Annotated in this window: 22 protein-coding genes; 12 read left to right on the top strand and 10 right to left on the bottom strand. The window is 53.9% G+C overall.

Going from position 1 to position 24,396, the window contains the following annotated elements; genetic code table 11:
- Window positions 1-366: 366 nt before the first annotated feature.
- From AC2FLG_RS05130 to AC2FLG_RS05120, 3 genes are all read right to left on the bottom strand, one after another.
- Complete coding sequence (locus AC2FLG_RS05130) at window positions 367-1,035, bottom strand: hypothetical protein (RefSeq protein ID WP_142636080.1); 669 nt, start codon at window positions 1,033-1,035, stop codon at window positions 367-369.
- Between the two features lie 3 nt (window positions 1,036-1,038).
- Window positions 1,039-2,439, bottom strand: a complete 1,401-nt coding sequence (locus AC2FLG_RS05125) for a selenium-binding protein SBP56-related protein (protein WP_142636082.1) — start codon at window positions 2,437-2,439, stop codon at window positions 1,039-1,041.
- Between the two features lie 81 nt (window positions 2,440-2,520).
- A complete protein-coding gene (locus tag AC2FLG_RS05120) occupies window positions 2,521-3,279 on the bottom strand; it encodes an IclR family transcriptional regulator (RefSeq protein WP_282021716.1) in 759 nt (252 codons plus the stop codon).
- 87 nt (window positions 3,280-3,366) lie between these two features.
- Here AC2FLG_RS05120 and AC2FLG_RS05115 point away from each other — a divergent pair, with 87 nt between their 5' ends.
- Both AC2FLG_RS05115 and AC2FLG_RS05110 read left to right on the top strand, forming a co-directional pair.
- Window positions 3,367-3,522: a hypothetical protein gene (locus AC2FLG_RS05115; RefSeq protein WP_496705271.1), complete on the top strand. Its 156-nt coding sequence runs from the start codon at window positions 3,367-3,369 to the stop codon at window positions 3,520-3,522.
- Window positions 3,523-4,007: 485 nt separating this feature from the next.
- Complete coding sequence (locus AC2FLG_RS05110) at window positions 4,008-5,834, top strand: BCCT family transporter (protein WP_496702079.1); 1,827 nt, start codon at window positions 4,008-4,010, stop codon at window positions 5,832-5,834.
- 371 nt (window positions 5,835-6,205) lie between these two features.
- Here AC2FLG_RS05110 and AC2FLG_RS05105 read toward each other — a convergent pair whose 3' ends face one another.
- Complete coding sequence (locus AC2FLG_RS05105) at window positions 6,206-6,967, bottom strand: helix-turn-helix transcriptional regulator (RefSeq protein ID WP_281972993.1); 762 nt, start codon at window positions 6,965-6,967, stop codon at window positions 6,206-6,208.
- Window positions 6,968-7,095: 128 nt separating this feature from the next.
- On the opposite strand from AC2FLG_RS05105, the gene AC2FLG_RS05100 reads away from it, so the two are divergent.
- From AC2FLG_RS05100 to AC2FLG_RS05065, 8 genes are all read left to right on the top strand, one after another.
- Window positions 7,096-9,072, top strand: a complete 1,977-nt coding sequence (locus AC2FLG_RS05100; protein WP_496705269.1) for a CocE/NonD family hydrolase — start codon at window positions 7,096-7,098, stop codon at window positions 9,070-9,072.
- Between the two features lie 21 nt (window positions 9,073-9,093).
- On the top strand, window positions 9,094-10,659 hold the full coding sequence (locus AC2FLG_RS05095) for an ABC transporter substrate-binding protein (protein ID WP_496705268.1): 1,566 nt from the start codon (window positions 9,094-9,096) through the stop codon (window positions 10,657-10,659).
- An 86-nt stretch (window positions 10,660-10,745) separates the two neighbouring features.
- Entirely contained in the window at window positions 10,746-11,684 is a 939-nt protein-coding gene (locus AC2FLG_RS05090) for an ABC transporter permease (protein WP_271948705.1), read from the top strand.
- Window positions 11,685-11,696: 12 nt separating this feature from the next.
- The gene (locus tag AC2FLG_RS05085) at window positions 11,697-12,554 is read left to right on the top strand and encodes an ABC transporter permease (RefSeq protein WP_496703015.1); all 858 of its coding nucleotides are present in this window, start codon (window positions 11,697-11,699) and stop codon (window positions 12,552-12,554) included.
- On the top strand, window positions 12,551-13,531 hold the full coding sequence (locus AC2FLG_RS05080) for an ABC transporter ATP-binding protein (RefSeq protein ID WP_271948711.1): 981 nt from the start codon (window positions 12,551-12,553) through the stop codon (window positions 13,529-13,531). Before AC2FLG_RS05085 ends, AC2FLG_RS05080 begins: the two co-directional genes overlap by 4 nt.
- On the top strand, window positions 13,528-14,451 hold the full coding sequence (locus AC2FLG_RS05075; RefSeq protein WP_142636099.1) for an oligopeptide/dipeptide ABC transporter ATP-binding protein: 924 nt from the start codon (window positions 13,528-13,530) through the stop codon (window positions 14,449-14,451). Before AC2FLG_RS05080 ends, AC2FLG_RS05075 begins: the two co-directional genes overlap by 4 nt.
- 11 nt (window positions 14,452-14,462) lie before the next feature.
- Complete coding sequence (locus tag AC2FLG_RS05070; protein WP_496705266.1) at window positions 14,463-16,109, top strand: amidohydrolase; 1,647 nt, start codon at window positions 14,463-14,465, stop codon at window positions 16,107-16,109.
- Window positions 16,106-17,620, top strand: coding sequence for a M81 family metallopeptidase (locus tag AC2FLG_RS05065; RefSeq protein WP_496705264.1), 1,515 nt, complete (start codon window positions 16,106-16,108; stop codon window positions 17,618-17,620). The genes AC2FLG_RS05070 and AC2FLG_RS05065 overlap by 4 nt, the downstream gene beginning before the upstream one ends.
- A 151-nt stretch (window positions 17,621-17,771) precedes the next feature.
- Here AC2FLG_RS05065 and AC2FLG_RS05060 read toward each other — a convergent pair whose 3' ends face one another.
- The 3 genes from AC2FLG_RS05060 to rpoN all read right to left on the bottom strand — a co-directional run bounded on the left by AC2FLG_RS05060 (window position 17,772) and on the right by rpoN (window position 20,921).
- Window positions 17,772-18,659: an MBL fold metallo-hydrolase gene (locus AC2FLG_RS05060; protein WP_496705262.1), complete on the bottom strand. Its 888-nt coding sequence runs from the start codon at window positions 18,657-18,659 to the stop codon at window positions 17,772-17,774.
- Window positions 18,660-18,973: 314 nt separating this feature from the next.
- Window positions 18,974-19,447, bottom strand: coding sequence for a GNAT family N-acetyltransferase (locus AC2FLG_RS05055; protein WP_496702095.1), 474 nt, complete (start codon window positions 19,445-19,447; stop codon window positions 18,974-18,976).
- 115 nt (window positions 19,448-19,562) lie between these two features.
- The gene (rpoN, locus tag AC2FLG_RS05050; RefSeq protein WP_496705260.1) at window positions 19,563-20,921 is read right to left on the bottom strand and encodes an RNA polymerase factor sigma-54; all 1,359 of its coding nucleotides are present in this window, start codon (window positions 20,919-20,921) and stop codon (window positions 19,563-19,565) included.
- 125 nt (window positions 20,922-21,046) lie between these two features.
- Here rpoN and AC2FLG_RS05045 point away from each other — a divergent pair, with 125 nt between their 5' ends.
- Window positions 21,047-22,015, top strand: a complete 969-nt coding sequence (locus tag AC2FLG_RS05045) for a hypothetical protein (RefSeq protein WP_496705258.1) — start codon at window positions 21,047-21,049, stop codon at window positions 22,013-22,015.
- Window positions 22,016-22,017: 2 nt separating this feature from the next.
- On the opposite strand, the gene AC2FLG_RS05040 is transcribed toward AC2FLG_RS05045, so the two are convergent.
- Genes AC2FLG_RS05040 through AC2FLG_RS05030 form a run of 3 tightly spaced genes read right to left on the bottom strand, consistent with a single transcriptional unit; the run spans window position 22,018 to window position 23,641 of the window.
- Complete coding sequence (locus AC2FLG_RS05040; RefSeq protein WP_496697173.1) at window positions 22,018-22,197, bottom strand: hypothetical protein; 180 nt, start codon at window positions 22,195-22,197, stop codon at window positions 22,018-22,020.
- Between the two features lie 32 nt (window positions 22,198-22,229).
- The gene (locus AC2FLG_RS05035) at window positions 22,230-23,360 is read right to left on the bottom strand and encodes a WD40 repeat domain-containing protein (RefSeq protein WP_496702063.1); all 1,131 of its coding nucleotides are present in this window, start codon (window positions 23,358-23,360) and stop codon (window positions 22,230-22,232) included.
- Window positions 23,360-23,641: a hypothetical protein gene (locus AC2FLG_RS05030; protein ID WP_496703025.1), complete on the bottom strand. Its 282-nt coding sequence runs from the start codon at window positions 23,639-23,641 to the stop codon at window positions 23,360-23,362. The genes AC2FLG_RS05035 and AC2FLG_RS05030 overlap by 1 nt, the downstream gene beginning before the upstream one ends.
- 54 nt (window positions 23,642-23,695) lie before the next feature.
- Between AC2FLG_RS05030 and AC2FLG_RS05025 the strand changes: the two genes are divergently transcribed.
- Window positions 23,696-23,971 carry a hypothetical protein gene (locus AC2FLG_RS05025; protein ID WP_496705256.1) on the top strand — a complete coding sequence of 92 codons (276 nt, stop codon included), beginning with the start codon at window positions 23,696-23,698 and terminating at the stop codon, window positions 23,969-23,971.
- The last annotated feature ends 425 nt before the right edge of the window (window positions 23,972-24,396 follow it).

The following is a 24,396-nucleotide window of genomic DNA, read 5'->3' as shown; positions in this document are numbered from 1 at the left end:
CTGATTGTCACATGATCAACCGCAACGCCCCGCTCAGCCAATATCTGCTCCAGGTCGCGTTAAGGCACTGAGTATCGTGAGTAAAAGTAGATTGCGTGAACAACGATGTGCTTTGGAAAATGGCATCCTTTGAACGAGAGCGTGTTGAGCGTCCGCTTTGCAGATTGACTCACGCATCATGCCGGTCGGGGTTATTCCAGGCAATCAAGTTGAAAAGTTTGCGGCAGAGCCTGCAGGAGAAATTCCACCTGACTAAATCGGCAACGCGGTGCTTTAGGTGCCAGTAGATGCGTTGAAAGATTAACTGCCGGGATTGCGGGTTTCTGCCAGCTCGTGAACAGGTGCCATTTGGTCGGGTGACCGATTTCAATGGCCTAAAAGTGCTGCATAGAGTCCGAATGCTCCGACGGCGATGAGGCTGAGTGCCCAAACGACATCAAGATTGAACCATGTCTTTGAGAGGAACCTGAGCCCCAGCCAAAGGTAGATCACAACTGCGATGGTGCCGCCAGCAATTGTCATCGACAACGTGTGTACTGCTGCAACAAGAAACGCAGTCGTCACGTTGCTGCTCATAAGTGTTTGTGCTGCGGCATGACCGGTTTCGTTCGCTCCAATCGCACAGATGCCCAGAAAAATCGGCACCAGCATCAAACCAGCCCCATGCGCCATCGCAGCGAGGAATGACCAGAGCGCCAACCGGGCAGGGTGCACGCGCGCCAGAATTTTCGGATGTCTTCGGTTGATCAGCAGATAGAGGCCCATGGCGATAACCAAAAGCCCGGCGACCACGCGGATTTGAACTTCCCACTGAACAAGGAACATCATCAGTGAGAATGGCAACAAGATGCCAATCATCGCGAGGAAATGCCCCGTGGCCAACATTGCCAGCGCTTTTGGCAGGGCGCTGTGCTTTCGCTCCATCAACGCCGCCGAAACGGCCAACGGCCAACCCATGCCGGGGTTGATACCGTGGTAGAGTCCAGAAAAAATGACAGCCCACCAAAGGGCTGTCATTGTTGTTATGTCGCCCATTTCTTAGACGGACGGATAGCAGAAGCTGTCGGTCGAACAGTCACCGCCTTCCAGGCGAATTTGGTGACTGCGCAGACCTTTGGGGAAGTCGACATAAAAGTCATTGTTCAGCGTCAGCCCCCCGTTTTCGCCCACATCGGCCATCACCATTTGTCCGCCTTCGTCGTCGGGATAGAACTGGTTGTCCCAGGTGGAATAAAGCGAGTTGGTCCAGTAGACGCGCTTGCCGTCGCGGCTGATTTCTACCATTTGCGGGCCATAGGCAAAATCCTTGCCGTTGGAGTGCTTGGTGCCGCGGGCGATGCCGCCCAGCTCGACTTTTCCGGTCAGCTTCGGGTTCATCGGGTCGCTGACATCGTATTGATGCATCTCGCCCAGCCCCCAGCACGCAACATAGAGGTATTTGTCGTCTAGGCTCAGGTCGATATCGGTGACCAGCGGCGGCACGGCCTCGAACCCTTGCAACAGTGGCGGCAGGTTCTCGGGCTTTTCGGGGCGCGGATCGATGGTGATCGTTTTCTTGGACTGCCATTTGCCGTCGTCACCGCGCCACCATGTGAAAATTGCGCCTTGCAGGTTGGTGGTGTCCACCACGACACCACAGAAACCATAAGATTTTGTCGGGTCATGCGCAGGGCGAATTTCCAGTGCCATCTGGTAATTGTCGCCGAAATCCATCGTCTGGATATTCTTGCGCGCGCGCAAGTCCCAGAAGTGGATCGAATGGCCATACTTGTTCGACAACAGGTCCTCGGGCACCACACCGTTTTCAAACTGCGGCGGCAAACCCCATTCGGAACTAACCATGTAGTCCTGCGGCAGATTCCACCAGAAATCATAGTGCTTGTCCTGCTTGCCGCGATCCATCTCGTATTGCCCGATTATTTCGAACGTCTCGCAATCCATGATGAAGATGCCCGGAGGTCCGTCTGTACCGTCTTCGCCGCCACCTCCAAGGCAGGAAACATAGATCCCTTCGGGACCGCAATGGATGGTGTGCGGGCGCGAATAACCGGTTTTTGCAAATAGTTCTTCGGGTTCGATCGTCTTGTGGATCTTGGCCTTCAACGGGTCTTTCACGTCGATGACGTAAATACGTGAGGATCGGATTCCAGGTACGATCAGATAACGTCGTTCCAGAAAGGCGTGCCCGGTCAGAGGAGACAGAGATGACGAACAGGCGTTCCAGCCGAAATGGTGAAATTCGTCGCCTTTGTTGGGAACAATGACCTGATGTACGATCTGGCCATAGGTGTCGGAGTCCGGTTTGAGGTCAATGACCGCGATGCCATCAGATTGCGATCCGTCCGGGCTGAGCATTACAGTGAAGGCGTAGTTTTCCACCGGTGCCTGCATTGCAAGCTTAGGCGAGGCGTGAAACGTTGGATCTGGTCTCAGGTTCATTTGGTTTCCTCCGGTTTGTTGAATTTTTCCTATTCTCAGTGTCATCCTTTTGGCCAAAAGGGCCCTTAGTTATTCGTTTCCTTATGTATCCGTTACGTTGCACAGCTGGATTGCGCCACTGACCTTCTTGGACAAGCCTTTCAGTTTCTCGCCGATCTCGATGCGGTATTCGGTGCGGAACCGGCGAATGGGGCCAACCGCACCAATACTGAACGTAGCTCCGATGTTGCCGATCGATACCGGTGCCGCAACGCTGGCAATTCCGATGTCGATTTCCTGATCACAATCGGCAAAGCCGCGTTCGCTAATTATCTCGAATTCGCGGCGTAGCTCATCTTCGGACGTCTTGGTGTGTTCAGTATACGCCTTCAGGCTCCCTGACATGATGCTTTCGCGAAATTCCGGTTCCGCAAAAGCGGCAATGGCTTTCGAGCACGAGCAGGCATGCATGGGACGTACGCCCAAGCCCGGATGAATGAAGGCACGAGCGGGATCATCGGGTGTTTCTACGTGGATGATTTCAACTTTGTTGTCGCGAAAGCGCGCAAGAAAAACCGTTTCATTAAAATTTGTCGCTGCGAGGCGCATGAGGGGGGCTGCACAGCGTCGGACATCGGCATCGGACTTTCCAAGCAAGGCAATCCTGATCATCCGCTCGCCAATGATGTATTTTCCGTCATCAGAGGGTTCGTCGAGGAGATTTTGTTCAACAAGTGACTGAATGAGCCGGTAACATGTGGGCTTGGGCAGATCGGTTGCACGTTGAACCTCTGCCACCGAAACAGGGCGTCCGACGACTGCGATGATTTCAAGTATCTGGATCAGACGTTCTAGGTGCATGTTAATGAAATTCTCACAATACGAGACTGCATATCGAATGATGGGAATCTTTCGCCCAAACGCAAGTATAATCTTTGGGAAATCTATATGCGGACAGTGGCGGCGGCTGCGATTGAGACCGAAAAATTCCTTGAGATCATTGAGGTGGAGCTAGATGGATCACAGACTGGCGAAGCCCTGATAGAGATCTATGCGACGGGGACTGTAGCTGTTACCAACCCGGCCGAGGCCGAAATTGACTGAACCGGTTTCGCGTCGGATAGGGCGGGATAGGCCCAACGCTATTCAAAGGTTACGACCTGTTGGCGCGGGTCAGATCATTAGTGTCGACCCTATGCATGCACCTAAGTAGATCCGTGCGGTTGTTGAATTCTGGCAAGGAAAGTTACCGACTTCATCTTTACTGAAGTTAATTAAAGCTAATTGAGTTTGACTGATATCGCCCTCTAGCTGCATTCTGCTCTGAATCGGAATTGCCGAATTTGGAGCCAGACGTGACCACTTCTGAACCTGATCGCGTCGTTTCAGTCGGCGAGCAATGCTCGCCTGCCAGATGTGAGCCGTCGGTAATCCTTGAATGTGCCGCTACCGGAGACGTAGCGCTAACCGCCACGCTGCATGAGAAGATTGGCACGTGTGTTCGAACCAAAGGCCCGTCGGGTTCATGGTACAAAGCCAACTAACCTGTGCGGAAAAATAATGAAAAAGTGACAACTGGGAGGAACCTTATGTCATTACCTGAACCATTTACGGATCTAGAGATAGAAACGGCGGATGCCGGTTTCTATGAGAATTACAGCGTACCGATTGCGCTGATCAGCAAGGGCATCATGGTTGCCCTTGTACTGTGGGCGCTTGTCTTCCCAGCCAATGCCAACAGCACCCTCGGTAGCTGGAATGGCAAGCTGCTGGAAATCTTCAACAGCTTCTACATTGTTATTGTCGGCCTGTTTGCCATCTTTCTGGTGATTGTGGCGATCCTGCCGTCGACAGGGAAGCGGGTCATGGGAACACCTGGCGAAAAGCCCGAGTTCTCGAACTTCTCGTGGTTCTCGATGATGTTTGGTGCCGGTCTGGGTGTCGGCCTGATGGTCTTTGCGACCGCTGAACCGCTGGGCCTGTGGGGATCAAACCCCGAGGTCGTGTCCGGTGCAGTTGCTGGCAACGATCCCGACTCCGTTCAGTCGGCCTATCGGTATACCTTCCTGCACTATGGCTTCCACGCCTGGGCGATCTATGTGGTGACTGGCCTGTCGCTGGCCTATTACGCCTATACCCGTGACATGCCTCTGACCATCCGTGCGGCTCTGACCCCGCTGTTCGGTCGTTTGATGAACGGATTCCTTGGCCATGTGGTCGACGTTCTGGGCGTTGTTGCAACGATCCTGGGTGTGTCCGTGACCATCGGTTTTGGCGTCAGCCAGTTCATCGACGGTCTCTATGCCATCACCGGCATGGAATGGATCATGGACTTTGGCGGAGATGTTCCGACGCCAAGCAAAGTTGGTCTGATTGCTGGTCTGGTCGTTATCATGGGCTTGTCCATCATTTCGGCGGTGTCGGGTGTTGGCCGGGGTGTTAAATACCTGTCGAACCTGAACCTTGTCCTGTCGATCATCCTGCTGGGCACGTTTGTGATCTTCGGGTCCTTTGTCTTTGCTATGACCACCTATGGTACAGCCCTGGTTGATTACCTTCTGAACTTCCTCTCGCTGAGCTTTGGTGCCTATGGCCCGCTGTCAGCCGAGGCCTTTGCGGCGGCTCTGCCTGCCGAAGCGCAGGCACATGCGGATGCCCTGATGGGTGGCGCAACCAACGCCTGGGGCAGCTTTGATGGCTTCAAGAGCGGTCTGGAGGGCGCAGCAGCTGAACTGGACGAGGCCACGCTGGCCGCGGCATATGCCGCTGGTGAGCAGGGCCGTCAATTCGGCTGGCAGGCCGGTTGGACCACGTTCTACTGGGCCTGGTGGATTGCGTTCTCGCCGTTTGTGGGCCTGTTCCTGGCGCGTATCTCCAAAGGTCGCTCCGTGCGTGAGTTCATTCTGGGCTGCGTGCTTGCACCGGCACTGGTGTGCTTCGCCTGGATGACTGTACTGGGTGGCACCGCGATTGATCTGGAACTGGCCGGTGCCGCAGAAGGCGCGATCATTGGTGCCTCGAACACAAACAAGCTGTTCGTGACCCTGTCCTATATGATCGACGGAGGGCTGCTGTCCATGCTGAACGTCATGTGCGTGATCCTGATCATGACCTTCCTGGTGACCTCAGCTGACTCGGGCATTCTGGTGATGAACACCATCATGTCCGGCGGCAGCCAGGAGACCGGCATCAAGCACCGCATCATCTGGGGGGTGATCCTGACGGCTGTGATCGGCGCGCTGATCCTTGCTGCAGGGGAAAACAACCCGATGGATGCGTTGCGCAACGCGATGATCATCGGTGCATTGCCATTTACCATGGTGATGGCCCTGATGATGGTCTCGCTGACCAAAGCGCTTTACCGCGACGGACAGCGTGACAAGCATGCTGACGCAAGCACACAGGCTGCCGAGTAATCAACCTATAGCGTTACGAACCTTGCGCCGCCCCTTTGATCGGGGGCGGCGTTTTCGTGCAGCGGTGGATTAAGTTCTGACCAGTGTTTCGTGCCAGACGTCAGACAGGCAGCATGTTTGCAGAAGCAGCACAAATGCTACTGCGCGCACATGGTATTGCCAGATCGGTGGTGATGCCTGGGTCATAGTCCGCCTCTTCGCAGCAATCAGAGACGAACATTACCCGTTGCACGAGCTAGACTTGCGGCATTGTCAGTGCTGTCTCGAAGAACTGGTACGAATTGATCTCGTACAGTTTGGACGAAAAATTGCTATCGGAATTGGAGTCAGCACCTAAAGAACGGTGCTGCCGCTTATGTCAATCCGGCGATTCAAACCTCGGTCAGGTGCTTTCTGACAGTTGGATCAATCCTATTACTTTGAATTGGGTAAATGCCACAAGCTGCGATCGCCTCGCGCGCAGTTACGCGTTCGTGCAGACGTTTCCAGATTGTTTTGGCTGCGTATGGATGGGGGTATGGGCGCCAAGCAACGCCCATGGTCATCCCTCGCAAATACTTCAGTTGCTGGCGATGCGCCGAGTACAAGATTGTATTTGAAACGCTGCCTTCGCGCGCGAGCTCGTGTTCGGTCACGAATATCCTGTTCCCGCGCATAGTTACAAAGCCAGCGTAGCGCGAAATCTGATGCATGCTCTTGTCTGGAGACGTGGCAATTTCACGGGACCGGATCGTGATTAGCCCTTCAACTTCCTGAATGCGGATCAATGAACAGAAGATTTTTCCTTCCCAAGATGGCGTGCAGAAATAGGAATGATAAAAACCTATATAGCGCCGCAAGTTCTTCTGTTGCCCCCGGAAGGGTTCCAAAAACGCATCTGTGGGCGTTTTCCCAACTTGTGGCAGGACGCCTCTTAGCATTCGTTCGAAGCTTGCAGTTTCCTCGAAAAGCTGTGCTTCGGTCAGGTCGAAATGACGTGCAATGCGGCGCATGTTATGGGCAGAGGGCAGGCTGGAGCCATTCAAATAGCGATTGAATTGCTGTCTATTGACGCCGATTTCGCGGCAAATCTGCGAAATGTTTCCATGCTCTGCGCACAACGATCGTAAGTTGGCAGAAAAATACTCGGACACAAGAAAAACCTTTCGCGTTTTGACGCTATATCACTGCAAACTGCGTCAACTCGCATAAGATTGCACAATTTGATTTATCTGCAAATCGGTTTCTTCTTCAGCATCAGATCGTAACAGACAAGCTTCAGATGCCAATCGAAACAATCGAAAACACATGGATCACACTTGCCGATGGGCGACGGCTTGCGGCGCGCCTCTGGTTGCCCGAGACAGGCCCCACACCGGCCATTCTGGAATATCTGCCATATCGCAAACGTGACGGCACCGCGCCCAGAGACGAAACAACACACACGGTTTTTGCAAAGGCGGGCTATGCCTGTATTCGGGTCGACATAGCTGGCACCGGGGACAGCGAAGGGCAATTCGATGACGAATACTCGGAACAGGAACTGCATGATGGTGAGGAAGTCATAGCCTGGATTGCCGCGCAGGATTGGTGTGACGGCAATGTCGGGATGATTGGGATATCTTGGGGCGGGTTTAATGGTCTGCAGCTGGCCTTCAGGCAACCACCTGCACTGAAAGCCATCGTCAGTGTCGCTTCGACTGTGGATCGATATGGCGATGACATCCATTTCATGGGTGGGTGCCTGCTGAGTGACAACATGAATTGGGGCAGTCAGATGTTTGCCTATCTGACGCGCCCAGCTGATCCAGAGCTTCGCGCAGATTGGCGACAGGACTGGTTTGCCCGACTGCAAAACGTCCCATTCTCTTCTGCAGATTGGCTGCGACATCAGACGCGCGACCCATATTGGAAGCACGGCTCAGTTTGCGAGGATTGGACCGCGATCCAAACCCCTGTCTTGGCGATTACAGGCTGGGCAGATGCTTACGTCAATGCGCCTCCGGCTTTGGCAGCAAACCTGACGGCGCCAACCAAAGCTATCATTGGGCCGTGGGAACACCGCTATCCGCACATCTCAAAGCTTGATCCCGCAGATTTTCATTCCGAAGTCGTCGGATGGTTTGACCGCTGGCTGAAGGGACAACAAAACGGCGCCGAGGACTTGCCTGCCTATCGGACATACATGCAGGAACACTTCAATCCGACTGCGCAAAACGGTCCTCGGAAAGGTCGTTGGATTGCAGAGACGGCATGGCCGTCACCTCATGTCTCAGAACGGGTCTGGCATCTGGTTCCTGGTGGGTTTTCGCGGGACCCGGTGGTTGGTACGGTCGTTGTCACGTCGCCCAACCATGTTGGTGGGGAAGGCGGATATTTCTGTGCGGGCATGCGTATCGACAATGAACTTGCAGGGGATCAGGCCGGTGATGATGCCTTTTCGGTCTGTTTTGACAGCTCGCCGCTGCAAGCACCGCTCGAGCTGCTGGGTCGGGCAAAGCTAAAGTTCCAGTTTTCAGTGGATCAGCCTGTTGCCCAGCTTGTCGCGCGGCTGTGTGATGTTTCACCCGAAGGTGTGTCACAGCGGATCAGCTATCGTCCGTTGAACCTGTGTCACTACCACAGTCATGAGACGCCGCAGGTCCTGCAACCAGGTGAGATCTACGAGGCTGAAATCACGCTGAACGAATGTGCGCACCATTTGCGCGAGGGCCACGTTTTGCGACTGGCGTTGTCGACGTCTTACTGGCCGATTGTCTGGCCAGCACCTCAATCAGCCACGGTAACTTTACACTTGCTAGACTGTGCTCTGCATCTGCCAGTGCGTGAAGTTACGCATGAAATTCAAGCCTCTGAACCCGGCCCGGCGCAGGCGTATCCGGTTCTGGCAGCTGAGCAGTTGCGTTTACCTTCAGCGCAATCAGAACGCACGGTGACGGAAAGCGGTTGCGTGGTTCTGGAGACGTTTGATGACTATGGTAAAACGCGCGATCCCTACCACGATCTGATTGTTGGTAGCGACGTACGCATGCTTTACCGCATTCACCCCGATGATCCGACAACCGCGTATTTCGAGACCGCTTGGAGTTTTTCGTTCGAGCGCGAAGAATGGCAGGTCGCCATCACGACCGAGTGCCGCATGAGCTGTGGCACCGAGAATTTCTATCTCTACCGCAAACTACGCGCCACTGAAGGCGCAAATGAAATCGAAGTCCTAACAAGGGAATGGTCCGAAACCGTTCCACGCGGACTTCTCTGACTTAATCTAAGGGAGGATACTATGAAGATCGAATGGACAAAGGCCAATGTTGGTCGCCGGAGGTTTCTGAAAGGCGCAACAGCGCTTGGGGCCGCTACAGCGCTTCCGATGGGGTGGGCGAACCGCGCGTTTGCAGCAGATGACGGTGTTCTGCGGGTGCGGGCTTATGGTGATGCACAGAACATGGATCCAGCACATTCCGTTGGTGTCGTTGAAGAAGAAGTGCATGCCTCCATCTACAACAAGCTGATCCAATACAAGCCGGGCGAGGAATGGGGTTGGCAGATGGATGCGGCAACTATGATCGAGCAGGTTGACCCGACCCATATCAAGTTCGCATTGCGTGACGATATTGGATTCACCAACGGATTTGGCGCGATGACTGCTGAAGACGTCAAATTCAGCATGGAACGGATCGTGGACGACTCGACCGACAGTCCGAATAAGCCCGACCTAGGGCCATTCAGCCATGTTGAAGTGACAGGAGACCGTGAAGGGACAATCGTTCTGAACAGCCCGTTTGCCCCGATCTGGTCGATTGCCCTGCCGTATATTACTGGAAACATCGTCTCGAAGGCAGCGGTCGAAGCCGCCGGTGGCCGGATCGGTGCTGATCCGGTTGCGGAATCCGGCCCGTATCTGCGAGACAGTTGGTCGCCCAAAGAAAAGACCGTTCTAAAGCGCAACCCTGACTGGAAAGGGGATGCCCCCGCTTGGGATACCGTCGAGATCTATCCGATCGATGATGAAAACACGGCCGAGATTGCGTTCGAGGCAGGCGAGTTGGACGTAACTCGCGTGTCGCTGGGCTCGGTTGAGCGGTATCGCGCCGGGGTTCCCAATGGTGGATCGCTGGTTGAGAAACCCTCGCTTTACTATGTCTGGATGGGAATGAACGTCGAGCATCCAAAGCTGCAAAATCAAAAACTGCGGCAGGCAATTCAGCACGCAGTGGATGTTCCGAGCATCCTGGAGGCAGCATATTTTGGAGCTGCTGAACCGGCTACCGGCATCATCGCACCGGGCCTTGCTGGCCATCGGCCATCTTCGCTTGTACCACCTGAGGCGAACTTCGAGAAAGCCGCGCAGTTGCTCGCGGAATCCGGTGAAACCAATGTCACGCTAACCCTCGATACGTTGAACAAGACGACCTTTACAACAACTGCACAGATTATTCAGGCGACGCTGGCGCAGATCGGAATCACGGTTGAGGTTAACGTTCTGGAATCTGGGGCATTCTGGGCGTCCGGTGACAATGAGAACCTACAGCTTGTTCTGAACCGTTTCTCGATGACGCCTGATCCGTATTATGCGACGTCGTGGTTCACACCAGAACAGATCGGGAAATGGAACTGGGAACGGTTTAACAGCCCGGAATTTAACGAAATCCATGAATCTGCGGCTGCTGAAACGGACATCGCAAAGCGAGCTGAAATGTATCAGCGTGCGCAGGATCTGATGGAAGAAAGCGGTGCTTATCGCTTTATCACTCACGAGGCGACACCGGTTATCCACAGCGCACGCGTCATTCCAGCGCTGCGGCCAGATGGCCTGTCCCTGCTTCGCTATTTTGGCAAGGCGACCTGATCTCCCCAGGTCGACCGGGTGCGGCGGGTGCGTAACGCTCGCCGTACCAACACCAACGCCATCAAGCCAAAAGGAGCCAGTTGGCCATGCTGAAATTCGCAACCCGTCGCTTCGGGCTGTCGCTGCTTATCCTGTTCGTGGCGGTCACCGTCATGTTCCTGATGATCCGCGCCGTGCCAGGCGACCCGGTCCAAATCATGCTCGGCCCACGCGCCACGCCCGAGCTTCAGGCCCAACTCACAGTAGCGTTGGGGCTGGACCAGCCAATCTGGAAACAGCTTTTGATTTTTTACGGAAACCTCTTGCAGGGTGACTTGGGAACCGATGTCTTTTCGGGTCGTTCCGTGACTGACATCGTGTTCCAGCAACTACCATTCACATTGGAACTGATTTTCGCGTCGATCCTGTGGTCAGCTACGCTGGGCATCGCACTCGGCGCCTATGCGGCTGCGCATCCCAATACGTTGATCGACCGAGTTGCCGCCGCGATATCTGTCAGTTTTGTGGCCGCTCCGGCCTTTGTTGTCGCGCTCTTGGCTCTTTTGGTTTTTGCAGTGCATCTACAGTGGTTTCCCGCGATCGGTGCCGGGGAAGGCTTCCTTGACCGTCTTGACCATTTGGTCCTGCCCGCCTTTGCCATCGGGCTCAGTTGGGTTGGCTATATTGCCCGGTTGGTACGCGCGTCGATGCTGGAGGTTATGGGTGAAAGCCATGTCCGCACGGCCCGAGCCTTTGGTATCGCCGAACGTCGCGTGGTCATGGTGTACGCGCTGCGGATCGCCATTTTGCCCGTGGTTACCGTAATCGGTGTTGGGATGGGTTTTCTTCTCAGCTCGGCGGTTTTCGCTGAAATCGTCTTTGCCCGACCTGGTTTGGGCAAACTGGTCATCGACAGCATTACGACCCGAAACTACCCGATTGTGATGGGCTCTGTCCTAGTATCAACAGCTTTGTTCGTGGTGTCGACCGCATTGGCCGATCTGATCAATGCGCTGCTTGATCCACGCGCGCGCACGGCTCATTGAGGAGGCAGGCACATGGAAAAATCTCGTTCCGAAATGGGCCAGATCATAGTCGGCGTTGCGCGCGACCCGCTTGGTCTCATGGGCTTAATCATCGTCGGTATCATCGTTTTCTGCGCAATCTTTGCGTATTGGATCGTACCCTATGATCCGATTGCGATGGATATCAAATCCCGCTTGCAGGGACCGTCCACAGCACACCTGCTGGGCACAGATCAGTTAGGGCGCGATACGTTTTCGCGGGTCATCGCGGGGGGCCAAGTTGCGCTCAAGGTGGCATTGCCCGCCGTGTTCGGAGCAATGGCGATTGGCCTGACACTGGGCATGATTGCAGGGTATGGGCCGAAATGGCTCGATAATCTTCTAATGCTGTTCTTCGATACCATCCGGTCCTTTCCGACAGTGATGTTCGCGCTGGCCGTTGTGGCCCTGATCGGGCCCAGTCTGCAGACGGTCGTGTTTGTCGTCATGGCGACCTCGATCCCAACATATGGGCGTGTGGCGCGGACCCAAACGCTGACACTCCGCAACTCTGAGTTCATCCTGGCTGAACGTTCAATGGGGGCCAGCATGGCGCGCATTCTAGGCGTTCATATGCTGCCCAACATCATTGGCGTTCTGGCTGTGTTGGCGGCAATGGATATCCCTACAGTCATCGCGCTTGAGGCCGGCCTGTCCTTCCTGGGTCTGGGCGTTAAGCCTCCGACCCCGAGCTGGGGTTCTTTGCTTAAGGATGGCTATTCCCTGATCCGCCAAACTCCTTGGTTGGTTGTTGGCGGAGGCCTGCCGATCATTCTGGCAACGCTTGGCTTCACGTTTCTGGGTGAAAGCCTGCGCGATGTAGTTGACCCGAAACTGAGGAAACAGCGATGACCGAGACACTTCTGGAAATCGACCAGCTTTGCGTCGATTACGAAACAGGCCGTGGCGACCTCAGGGCATTGAGGGACATCACATTCAACGTCAACAAAGGCGAAATCGTTGGCATCGTGGGAGAGTCCGGTTGTGGTAAATCCACATTGATCTCATCCATTCTGCGTTTGACCGCGCCCAATACCCGGTTCCGTGAAGGAGAAATTAGGTTCAAGGGGAAGGATTTGCTGCAAGCTTCTGAGCGGCACATGCGGGACCTGCGCGGGGCGGATATATCCATCGTCTTTCAGGATCCGATGCAAACGCACAACCCGGTTCTGACTATCGGTCAGCAGATGCTGGATATTCAGCACCGATCCAGACAGTCCAAGGCTGACAAGTTGGCGCACGCGGCCAAAATGTTGGGCGCTGTTGGCATTCCTGACCCTGAGGCGCGTCTGGCGCAATATCCGCATGAATTCTCTGGCGGGATGCGTCAACGGATCGCCATCGCGATGGCGTTGATGTCCGAACCTGATCTTTTGATTGCGGATGAGCCGACAACTGCACTGGATGCGACACTGGAGGTGCAGATTATTGAGCGCCTGCAAGAGCTGCAGCGCGAGTTTCACTGTGCCATCTTGTTCATCTCGCACCATTTGGGCGTGATCGCAGAACTCTGCGACAGGGTTGTTGTGATGTATGCTGGCGCAGTTGTTGAAAGCGGGGACGTGCGGGAGATTTTCCACAATCCTAAACACCCTTACACACGCCGACTGATCGAATGCGACCCCGGTCACATCAAAGAGCGTGCCCGTGTATTGCCAACCATTCCCGGTGAAGTGCCCGACTTGGCCAACCTGCCTGGGGGCTGCATTTTCAGGGATCGTTGTGATCAGGCCATGGCGCGCTGCGCCACCGAAGTGCCGCCACTGGATCAATTGAAAGAAGGCCATCACGCTGCGTGCTGGCTGAACCATCAGGAGGTCGCATCATGAGCTTGCTGAACGTTGTGGACCTCAATACCAGCTATGGCCCGGTCAATGTACTGGCGGGTGTCAGCTTTACCGTAGAACCCGGAGAGACTTACGCGCTGGTTGGTGAAAGTGGGTCTGGTAAAACCACGGTCATTCGCGCCATTGCCGGGTTAGCACCTGCGCAAGATGGCTCGGTCACCTTCGAAGGTCAGGAAATTCGGGGCGCACCCGAAAGTGTCATGCGCCCGTTGCGCAAAGACATGGCGATGATGTTTCAAGACCCGGTTGGAAGCCTGTCGCCGCGTCTGACCATCCGCAGTCTGATTACCGAGCCTTACCGCATTCAGGGCATGAAAGACCGTGACATGGACGCCGAAGCCAAGCGTCTGTTGGAAATGGTCAACTTGCCCACGCATTTCGCGGACCGCTATCCTTATCAGCTATCTGGTGGCCAAGCTCGGCGTGTGGGTGTGGCACGTGCACTGGCACTGGAACCCAAATTGATCCTTGCGGATGAGCCCACTGCAGGTCTCGATGTGTCGGTTCAGGGCGAGCTGTTGAACCTGCTCAACGACCTGCGCGAAAGGCTGGGGCTTGCGATGGTGATTATCACGCATAACCTTAGCGTCGTACGCCATGTGGCTGACAGAATGGGCATCATGTATTTGGGCCGATTGGTTGAAGAAGGTACAACCGAGGCCATCTTTAACGAGCCGCGCCATCCCTATACCCGCTGCCTGTTGAGTGCCAACCCAGAGCCGGACCCGGATGCGCGGTTGGAACGGATTGCTCTCAAAGGTGAGCCCCCCAGTTTGCTCAAACGCCCGTCCGGTTGTGAGTTCCGCGAGCGTTGTCCCTTTGCCAAGGATATCTGCACCCAGACTCCGGAATGGGAAGTAAATGGCGGCCACGGGCTGCGTTGTCTGGCCCCGCTGTCGTAGTAGGAAACCCAATGCCAAGCACACTATATTTTAACGGCACAATCCTGACTATGGATGCACAGAACTCCTCTCCAGAGGCTGTTCTGACCGAGGGCAAAAGAATTCAGGCCGTCGGTGCTGAAGCAGATCTGCGCGCACGCATGCCGGCTGACTCACGTGAGTACAACCTTCAGGGTCGTACACTGATGCCGGCGTTTATCGACCCGCACGGGCATTTCCCGGATCCAGGGTTCATACGGCTGTTCCGTGTCGACTTATCTTCGCCCCCTTTAGGGGACTGCAAGCACATGGCGCAGGCGTTGAATAGGATTCGGGAAAAGGCTGGCGAGACGCCCGAGGGTGAATGGGTCATGGGCGTGTTGTTTGATAATACTGCCATTCGCGAAGGCCGCATGCCTACGCGGGCTGAGCTGGACGATGTATCACAGCGTCATCCAATCTGGGTTATTCATGCGTCGGGGCACTGTGGCGTAGCCAATTCTGTTGCCCTTCAGAGGCGCGGGTTAACCTGTCAAACACCTGATCCAGAAGGCGGCCGCTTTGGCCGTGATCCTGAAACCGGAGCCCTGACGGGATTGATCGAAGGATTATCGGCCATGGGCGAGATGGGCGATACTGATTTCCTGATCGACCGCGAAAGGTTCTGGCAAGGCTTTGAGGCCTGTCGTGACGAATACCTATCCTATGGAGTGACCTATGCCCAAAACGCCTGGGCGTCGCAAACCATGTTGGAACACTTTGCCAGCCAGCCCGCGGATCTGGATCCGGGAATAGACATTGAGCTCTTACCCGTCGGAAGTCTGGAACCCGAATTGTCCGAGCATTGGATCGGTACGAACTGGCCCGGCAACCCGCATTTCACACTGGGTCCGCGCAAATTGTTCACGGACGGGGCTTTTCAGTTGCAGACCGCGTTTTTGTCTACCCCATATTTCAAGCCGGCCGATCCCTGTCACCCTTGTGGGATGGTTTACACCTCACAAGAACAGTTAGATGCCGACGTCAGAAAACTCCATAGCAAGGGCTTCCAAATGCATTGCCACTGCAATGGTGATGCCGGTGCCGAGATGTTCATAGATGCGGTGGAAAAGGCGCTTATTGCGCATCCCCGCCAAGATCATCGCCACACCATTATCCACGGTCAGGCTCTGCGGGATGATCAGTTGGAGCGTATGGCCCAGCTTGGACTTACCGTCAGTTTCTTTCCGGCTCATATACATTTTTGGGGTGATCGCCACTACGATACATTCTTGGGGCCGCAGCGCTCCGAGCGGATATCCCCTGCGGCGTCTGCTGAGCGGTTTGGCTTGCGATATACAATCCACAATGATGCCTCGGTCACTCCGACGCGTCCGATCCATCTGGCCCACTGTGCGGTAAATCGAAAATCCGTTTCTGGTCGCGTGCTCGGTGAAGATCAGAAGATCAGCGTTCTGTCAGCCTTACGCGCTCAGACCATCGACGCTGCTTGGCAAGTCTTCAAGGACGAGCAGCGCGGTTCTGTCGAACCGGGTAAAGTTGCTGACTTTGTTGTCCTTTCGCGTAATCCACTGCACGATCCGGACCGCCTGACAGATACGCGGGTGCTTGAAACGATCCGCAATGGCCAAAGTGTTTTTTCTGCACCCCATGCCGAACAAGAAATCGAGCACACATGATGGCGACCAAGCGTATTGCGATCGCGGGTTTTCAGCATGAAACTAATTGCTTTGGTGTGACGCAGGCCGGTCTGCACGAGTTTGAGATGGCCGATTCCTGGCCCGGCATGTTGCACGGTGCGCAGGTGATATCGGAAACGTTTGGCATGAACCTACCTATCGCCGGTTTTGCGAAGGCTGCAGCGGCAGCAGGATTTGAAGTCGCACCAACCCTGTGGTGTTCTGCCGAGCCGTCTGCACATGTAACCGATCACGCATTCGAAACAATTTGCGAGATGTTGTTGGATCGCATCCGGGATGTGGGCGACATTGATGGCGTTTATCTCGATCTCCATGGGGCAATGGTCACCGAAAGCCTCGCTGACGGTGAGGGAGAGCTTCTGCGTCGTGTACGTGAAGTTGTGGGCTTCGAAGTGCCAGTGGTCGCAAGTTTGGACCTTCACGCCAACATCTCGGTTGAGATGGTCGACAATGCAGACTATTTGTCTGTTTTTAGAACCTATCCCCACTTGGATATGGCGGAAACGGGCGCACGATGCGTTCCAGTCCTGCAGCGGTTACTAGCGGGCGAAACGCTCTACAAGGCTTTCCAACCGGTGCCTTACCTCATCCCTCTGCATGCGCAACATACGGGCTCCAAGCCATTCAGCGAGATCTATCAGTTGCCCGAGAGATTTGAGAAGCAGGAAATTCTGGCAGAAATCGCCCTCGGTTTCACCGCTGCGGACTTCTCAGACACAGGCCCATCATGTCTTGCCTACGCGGCCACAGCCCAGAAAGCTGCTGCTGCCGCGGAAGAAGTCGTGCATTTGTTTGTATCTCGCGAAGCCGATCTTGATTGTTCGATGTTGTCTCTGGAGGAAACCGTTTCGATATGTCGCGAGAGGCGGGGAAAACCCATTGTTGTCGCAGATGTCCAGGACAACGCTGGTGCGGGCGGGACATCAGATACTACAGGCTTGCTGGCAGCACTGATTGAGGGCGGGACAAAGAGTGTCTTAATGGGTCTGTTCCATGACCCTGAAAGTGCAAAACAAGCCCATGAGGCCGGAGAAGGTGCACGGATAAAACTTGCAGTCGGTGCAAAGTCCAACTTGGCTGGGCACGTTCCAGTCAAAGCAGAGTTTGAAGTTCTGGCTTTGGGTGATGGCGTTTGTCGCTATACCGGAAAAATGTATGGCGGTGGGGTAGCTACGTTGGGCGAGACAGCTGCCCTACGTTTGGTTGGGCACGAGGCAAGTATTGACCTTGTTGTCACAAGTATACGGAACCAATGTCTTGATCGCGCGCATTTTACTCATATCGGATTAGACCCAACGAACTACGCGGTTATCTGTGTAAAAAGCACCGTACATTTCCGAGCGGACTTCGAACCTATTGCAGGAAATATCTGTTCAGTTTCTTCGCCAGGTGCCTTTCTCTGCAACCTGGAAGAAATCCCCTACACATGTATCACCAGAAGGCTGGCGAACACTCGCTGCGGTACCGTTGCCTCAACTGGCACAGGCTAGCGAATTCCGCTGATCTTGCGGTTCCATTATCATCTGTGAAGCGCGCCTATTGCGGGCTGTGTGGGGTTTTGAGCGAGGCAGCTTACTGCCTCGCATTGTGCCCTTATTCTTGACGGCCAAATTCTAGGAGGTGAATTCGGCCAAGAGAATTTCAGTTCTCTGCCAGCAGACAATAGATGATCATCGTCATCCGCTCGGTTGGAATGTGAAACCAGGCGAACTTCTCAAAGACGGATAACGGATTTTGCGCCAGGACTTCATCCATGGACATGCCCTGATCGACGAGGGGTTTCATCGTGTCCTTGATCGCAAGCATCAAATCGACCGAAGCCTGCATGTCGAACTTGTTACCCGCAGGACCGTGCCCTGCTATGATAACAGTGTCGTCGTTGGCCAAATCGATGATCTGTCTTTGAGCTGATATAAACCCGTCGATGCTGCCGCCATTCTCAAGATCGACGAACGGATAGATCTTGTTAAAGAACAGATCAGCAGCATGAATGACATTAGCCTCGACAAAATGGACGATTGTGTCGCTGACGGTGTGCGCATTAGCAAAGTGCATCAGTTCAATTGTCTGCCCATTCAGGTGGAAAGTCATCCTGTCATTGAAAGTGATGACCGGCAGTCCGGCCTTGTCGAACTGATCATCTTCCAACAGCGCGCGGCGTGTTTCGTCATGGGCTAGAATAGTTGCGCCCCTTGCCGCGTAATTCGCATTACAGCCGACGTGATCGCCATGAAGGTGCGTACTGATAAGGAAATCTATCGGTCCGCCAGCCAGCTTCTCGGTTGTGGATACAGTGACATCGGCGGCTTTTTGCAAACCATTGTCGATCAGGACAGAACCTTCATCACCAACCAAAAGCCCGAGCGTCCCGCCGGGGTTCCCACTGCCGACTTCCAACATAAAAATCCCGTTCCCGAGATCAATCGGATCCCACCCATCTTCGCCCGTGGGAGCACCGGCCTTATCCCATACGCCTCCGTCAGCATGTCCGTGTAAGAATGATCTGTCTGACGAGCCTGCTTTTGTCATTTCAGTTGTTTCCTTTTCAAATTCTATCCTGCTGTGATCGTAGGGGCGTGATCAATAGTCCGCTCAGGAAGATACCTGATCGCCCCTTGGCGCTCCGCTTGTTTTAGGCGCGCTGCTGGTGATTAATGAGCACGCTATTTTCACAAGGTCACCACAGTGCACATATGTAAGGACGTCCTCAGCTATTGGTTTCCTCGGCAAGGCTTTTCCCTACCGAGCTTCCGGAGTATCTCAACGCTATCAAAGTAATCCGTAGAGGTTGAGCATCAATAGCTGGCAATGTAAATTAGCAAGCGAAATTTGTGCTGGGATTCCTAAATTTCAGGGAACCGTTTCAGTGTGTGTCGCCACATCGGAACAGAGTGTTCGTGAGCAAACGAAAATCGTCTTAACGGCAGGTTATCTCGCTGGAACCCGATTTGCCCCAGCACTGCCGAAGCCGCGAAATTGTCTATCATGCAGCATGCAGTAATCGTGTTACAATGAGATGGAAGCCTCTCGATAAAAGTCGAGATAGCCCAATTTCCCAAGCCGCGACGGTGAAGGCGAGGTTCCAGCCAGAATGATAATTCGAGGCCATTGCTGACGGTTCCGACCAGTCGGTCACCCAAACAGATTGCGGCAGATTCCACTTCTGGGTCCAGGAGGAACTCAAGGTACTTCCGGGACGTTTCCCAATCGACATTCAATGGCAATGCCCCCAGCCAGCGGACCAGGTCGTGGTTTTGAAGGGCCCCGTGCACGGCCCCTAGGTCATCGAGCGAGACAGGGCGTAAGCTACGCAGCATAACCGGCTCTACGAACTCGTTTGGTGTTCGGTTCATGATTGTTTCGTTTCAGGCGTCGCCTGTTTCTCAGTTGACTGAATAATAACGGGTTTCACTGGGGGCTACCTTGGGACATTCAGGTTCCCAGGTTCTGTTTCTCGCCAAATCCCCGCTGACCTAAGGTTCTTCCCTTTCTTGCGGTTATCGACAGCATTTCTATTTCGGCGTTTTTTCGTCTGACGCTGGGTGCGCTAAGTCCAAGTGATTGCCGGTACTTGGTAATTGTTCGCCTAGACAGAGCGAAACCGGATTTATTCACATGAACTGCGATGTCTCCATCACTGAGAGGAGCGAATTTGTCTTCGGACGCAATTAAACGCCTGATTTGATGCAACGCCACATGTTTGGTCTCGGACAGGGAACCCTGGGCAATCGGGGCACAAAAAAGCGATTTGGCCAAAATATTACCCAATGGACATTGAATCGTCAGACCTGACACGACCCGACTTATCGTCGCTTCGCTGAAGCCAGTGTCTTCGGCAACATCACTCATGCGCATTGGGCGCAACGAATAGAACCCGCGTGCAAGAAACCTGCGTTGACGCATACATATCGCCGTAATTACTGCCATCGCAGTTGCGTTTCTGACCTCCAATGCTGAACGCAATGACTTGGCTTGTCGTATCATTGAAACGTGGTGATTTTGCAGTGCGGCTTTGGCAGGCTCGCTCGAGTTCAGCGCCTGCGATAATCGAACAGTCGGAAAGCTTGACGAATTCAACGCTATCAACAGGTCGGAACCAACGATCTCTACTGTGGCGTCACTTTCCCGTGCCAGTGTTTCATCAATTTCGAAGTTAGCCCCTGGTTTTGGATTCATTTTGCGTATGTCATCCAGACATCGTGCAATATCTGCCAGATCCACCCCGAGTTTTCGTGCCAAACCTGGCAGATCGCAATCCATCAGTGCGTCGAGATTGTCGATCAGTTTCGACATAGCTCCGCTTAGAATTCCGCGGTCACTCGCCTGTAGGCGCAGGCATTCCTTGAGGTCGCGGGCAAACAGTCCAGCCGGTTCGACTGTTTGCAGCTTTGACAGGACTTCGGCGCAGGTTTTGGGGCAAAAGCCATAGGCAGCTGCGACGTCATCCACCGAAGCCCCAAGCCATCCGCTGGGTTCGATCTCGGCCAGGAATGCCAATGCAATGCTGATGTCGCTTTTTTTGTCGAAAATCAGCGGCAGTTGTTCAGCTATATTTTGGTAAAGGCTGGTCTTGGTGTCGGCAACAGTGTCGGACATGTCAGTCATGGGCGCAACTAACCCGCCTGATTGCTCTCCAAGGTCCTCAGAACCAGCTTCGAGAAACGGGTTTTCTTCTGTGACTTGTGCCAAGTGGTTCAGTAGTTCGAACTTATGCATCCGCATCAACTTGATCGCTTGCGCCATCGAGTGGTTCAAAAGCCCGGTCTGACGTTGCGAATGTCGGAAACTCATAACCATTGGATTACCCCTCAGACCTCAAATGCCAAAGATCGGTCGAAATTACGTATCGTTTGGCGCGGTTGCCTTGCATTGATGGTTTGTCGCGTCAGAGATCGTTGATAGACTGACGCAACCCAATGAGAGACAAATTCGACATGCAATCTGACACGTCTCATGTTTTCCCAGGCTCTTTTGAACGCAGCTATCCCGGTGTTTCCCCTCAACTTCTTGCGCGGACCCGGCAAATGTGGTCGGCAAAAGGTCTCGACCTGGATGACGTTTGGCGAAAGACGATTGTCCGATTTCGCGGCTTTAGCTTTCTTGAAGATTGGGACATTGGTACCGACAGCCATGCAGTCGATACGTTCTTTATGTTTGATCAGGCTGCCATCTGGGTTGCGTCTCTGCACTCTGCGTCGGTTGAGGCAGTCAATTTGCCGGACAGTGGGCTTACAACGGATCAGTGGGAGGCGCTTCGCGCATTGACGTTTCGAATGATCGAACAGTTGGACGCGATCCGGTTGCTTTTCCAACATGATTTGCCGACGCCGTCTATGCAGATTGCACGATCTATTTCTGAAGATGTGGATATGGCGCTGGCGTTTGTATCCAGACCGAAGCTGGCCAAACGATTTGTCGAGTGCACGACCATCGAGGAAGCTCAAGACTTTTGGCGGCGTCATATTGCAGGCGGTCGCGCGTTCAAAGCAGTAAGCGAACGACTTTACCGCGCAGGCCTGGAATTTGATCAGGATGGGACGTATGCCGCTTGGCGCCAACAGGTTAAGGCCATCCTGGGCACTGCTGTTCATACCTCTTTCTCTGGTTCCGGAAAACGTGGATCCAAACCATACGCAGGCCAGTTTGACGAAACCGGGGATTGCCTCTATTTCGTCACTCTGCGCTTGCAAGAGATGTGTGCGTATTCTCATGTTCTAAACGGTGATTTCGGGCAGGATCTGGCTGCGGTTCGCAATGCTGAAGGGCCAGATGCACATGATGGCATCGGGCGCATGACGCCGCTGATTTCCGAAGTAACCGTTGATCAGATGAGGCGGATGCTTGCGGTTGACGCGGCTGGCGTGTTGGCAGTTCTGCACAGTTAGTTCTAGTGCACGATATCTTCTTGCGGGCCCAACTGGTTCTTAGCGATCCATTGCGCCGCCATTACCAAAGCGCCCATGGCAAAGTCTTTGCCATGTTCTTCGATCATCGCTTCTGAAATTTTCGATAGTTGAGCGAAGTATTTATCTTTACTTTGCTCTTCCGGGGACAAGGTCTTGGACATTTTCTATCTCCTGATGGCTTGGGTGGAGTGGTTTATTTGAACATCTGAGAAGGGAAGGTCGCCAGTGCAGCCTTTCCAGATGCAAAACCGATTGCCAGATGCTCTCCGGTCTTTGACCAGGCCAGGCTGGTCACTTCGGTTCCGCGTTCTTGATGCAACATCATGTCTTGTGGAGTTCCGACGCTGGCTAAAGTCACCAGACCACTGGCATATCCTGTTGCGACAACGTCCCGCTTGGGATGTGCGGCAATCGCGTTCAGTACGACAAAGCCGGGTTTGCCAGTAGCGATTGGTGTGCCTGCCTCGTCATTCTGCGGCAGGTCATTTGCGTCCCAGCCAACAAGACGGAACGCACCTGATGTCACGAGCGCATTGGCCGATTTGCTGAACGCGACATTGCGAACCGGTGCAGGGTATCCTTCGACCTGCTGGACCGATCCCGCACTGCGGTCGATAAGATAAAAGCTGTTGTCAGCTGAGGCACAACACAGATGGTTTGCTGTATGACGCCATTTGATTTCCGTAATCTCGCTTGCGATGTCATATGTGACAGGGGCCGTATCGGGGGTGCCCAGATCAAACAGGGTCAGTTTGCCATCACCCCAGCTAGCAAGAGCGCGGCCATCGTCGGAATATGACAGGCAAACAACAGGATGACTTGTTGTGAGTGTGACTACGGACGTCAATTCTGATGTTGAGATGACCTCAATCAGCGTGTCTGCAGCAATGGCGATTTGATCGCCATTCTTAGTGCCTGCGGCACCTGTTACGTTCCGATCTTGCAGCTTGAGCCTGTCAACAACCTGTCCCCCCGCCGTGATCTGCCGTAGAACCCCGTCGTCACAGATTGCCGCGAAGCCCTGCGCTCCAAAACGAACGATGGATAGGTCAGTACGGACAGAGATGTCCGGGGTCTTAACCGGCGCTATCGGGTTTTCGCGCGGACGGATGGTTGTCCGACCGGTTTCCAAATCCATTCGGGTTCGAATTTTTGGACTTTCCAGATCTTCGACAGCAGCCAACGCCAATTTTCCAGATGTCAGTTTGAAGGCTGCACAACTGTCTTCTTTATTGAAGAGAACCTGATCTATTGCATCATCCAATGCCCAGTCTCGGCCCAGAAGGTCAAACAAAGAAAGCCCTGCGGCACTATTTTCGACCATTATCCGTCCTCCAGATTGCGGGCGTTTTCAATTTGTTCATCGATCTTCGCAACATCGCGTTCCAAAGCGTCGATATGTTCCTGTGAAGCGGTCAATTCGTTCGAAGATTTGTCAATTGCATCGAGCGTCTGCGCACAGTCCGGGTCTTTCATCAGTAAGATGTCGTAGCCGGCGATTTGTTGTAAAATGCGCAGGTGCTCTACATTGGCTTGCGACAGACCGTTGATTAGTTCCATGCGCTTGAGAAACAAATCCGAGACTGCTGAGGATTGACCGGCCATTCAAACCTCCTTTAGAAATTCGAGCTGTTGCTTGGAACAGATGAGAGATTTCTCGTGAAACAGAAAGACGCAACCGATCGGTTCTTTCAGGGCCTGCACAAAATCAGTCTGGATTTGTGCGGTAAGGACAGCTTGCTGACACATGCGGCTGAAAAGGCGGCTTTCGAGCCAAGCCCGATAAACCTCGTATCCGCGCAAGAGGCGCTGGCACAAACTTCGGATGATCTTCGTGAACAAATACTTCGGGAACTCCACGCGCTCTTGAGCAGCGATATCGAAGCGATTTGCGACCAGATGCCCTACGCTGTGAAAACCGAACGACCGAACTGACATTTGAGACACTGCCACGCGGCGACCTGGGGCGATTTTGATTGTGCCTCGGTCGCTCATTTGATCCCCCGAAAAGATACGATTAAACACTGTCCTTACTCGACTGTGCTGCCTCTAAACGCTTCGCCCGATTGCGGCTGACCTGACTGAAGACGTACGATGTTTGCAGTGCTCAAATTATCATCAGTTGTCTGGTCTACAAAGAATGTTCAGCGCAAAATATGCCTCGAAAAAGCATCTTTTTTCACAACCTTGGCGCGATTAGTTAAACATGTTTACAGAGTGTAACGCGGATTAGTTTCATTGTTTTACAAAGGGAAAATTCAACGTCCTGCTGTCGTTGGGTATGCCTGTGTGACCGAGGTGGTGATTCGCGATCGGTTTTGCGCATTGGGTTGCCAAGCGCTCGGGTAGTGGGCTTACGT

Source organism: Ruegeria sp. CDSA193 (genome assembly GCF_059611885.1).
Note: the sequence above shows the minus strand (reverse complement) of the source record. Positions and strands in the feature narration are given on the sequence as shown.

Coding starts and splice junctions, on each gene's coding strand:
- AC2FLG_RS05130 (WP_142636080.1), bottom strand. CDS start 1,035: ATGGGCGACATAACAACAATGACAGCCCTTTGGTGGGCTGTCATTTTT.
- AC2FLG_RS05125 (WP_142636082.1), bottom strand. CDS start 2,439: ATGAACCTGAGACCAGATCCAACGTTTCACGCCTCGCCTAAGCTTGCA.
- AC2FLG_RS05120 (WP_282021716.1), bottom strand. CDS start 3,279: ATGCACCTAGAACGTCTGATCCAGATACTTGAAATCATCGCAGTCGTC.
- AC2FLG_RS05115 (WP_496705271.1), top strand. CDS start 3,367: ATGCGGACAGTGGCGGCGGCTGCGATTGAGACCGAAAAATTCCTTGAG.
- AC2FLG_RS05110 (WP_496702079.1), top strand. CDS start 4,008: ATGTCATTACCTGAACCATTTACGGATCTAGAGATAGAAACGGCGGAT.
- AC2FLG_RS05100 (WP_496705269.1), top strand. CDS start 7,096: ATGCCAATCGAAACAATCGAAAACACATGGATCACACTTGCCGATGGG.
- AC2FLG_RS05095 (WP_496705268.1), top strand. CDS start 9,094: ATGAAGATCGAATGGACAAAGGCCAATGTTGGTCGCCGGAGGTTTCTG.
- AC2FLG_RS05090 (WP_271948705.1), top strand. CDS start 10,746: ATGCTGAAATTCGCAACCCGTCGCTTCGGGCTGTCGCTGCTTATCCTG.
- AC2FLG_RS05085 (WP_496703015.1), top strand. CDS start 11,697: ATGGAAAAATCTCGTTCCGAAATGGGCCAGATCATAGTCGGCGTTGCG.
- AC2FLG_RS05080 (WP_271948711.1), top strand. CDS start 12,551: ATGACCGAGACACTTCTGGAAATCGACCAGCTTTGCGTCGATTACGAA.
- AC2FLG_RS05075 (WP_142636099.1), top strand. CDS start 13,528: ATGAGCTTGCTGAACGTTGTGGACCTCAATACCAGCTATGGCCCGGTC.
- AC2FLG_RS05070 (WP_496705266.1), top strand. CDS start 14,463: ATGCCAAGCACACTATATTTTAACGGCACAATCCTGACTATGGATGCA.
- AC2FLG_RS05065 (WP_496705264.1), top strand. CDS start 16,106: ATGATGGCGACCAAGCGTATTGCGATCGCGGGTTTTCAGCATGAAACT.
- AC2FLG_RS05060 (WP_496705262.1), bottom strand. CDS start 18,659: ATGACAAAAGCAGGCTCGTCAGACAGATCATTCTTACACGGACATGCT.
- AC2FLG_RS05055 (WP_496702095.1), bottom strand. CDS start 19,447: ATGCTGCGTAGCTTACGCCCTGTCTCGCTCGATGACCTAGGGGCCGTG.
- rpoN (WP_496705260.1), bottom strand. CDS start 20,921: ATGAGTTTCCGACATTCGCAACGTCAGACCGGGCTTTTGAACCACTCG.
- AC2FLG_RS05045 (WP_496705258.1), top strand. CDS start 21,047: ATGAGAGACAAATTCGACATGCAATCTGACACGTCTCATGTTTTCCCA.
- AC2FLG_RS05040 (WP_496697173.1), bottom strand. CDS start 22,197: ATGTCCAAGACCTTGTCCCCGGAAGAGCAAAGTAAAGATAAATACTTC.
- AC2FLG_RS05035 (WP_496702063.1), bottom strand. CDS start 23,360: ATGGTCGAAAATAGTGCCGCAGGGCTTTCTTTGTTTGACCTTCTGGGC.
- AC2FLG_RS05030 (WP_496703025.1), bottom strand. CDS start 23,641: ATGGCCGGTCAATCCTCAGCAGTCTCGGATTTGTTTCTCAAGCGCATG.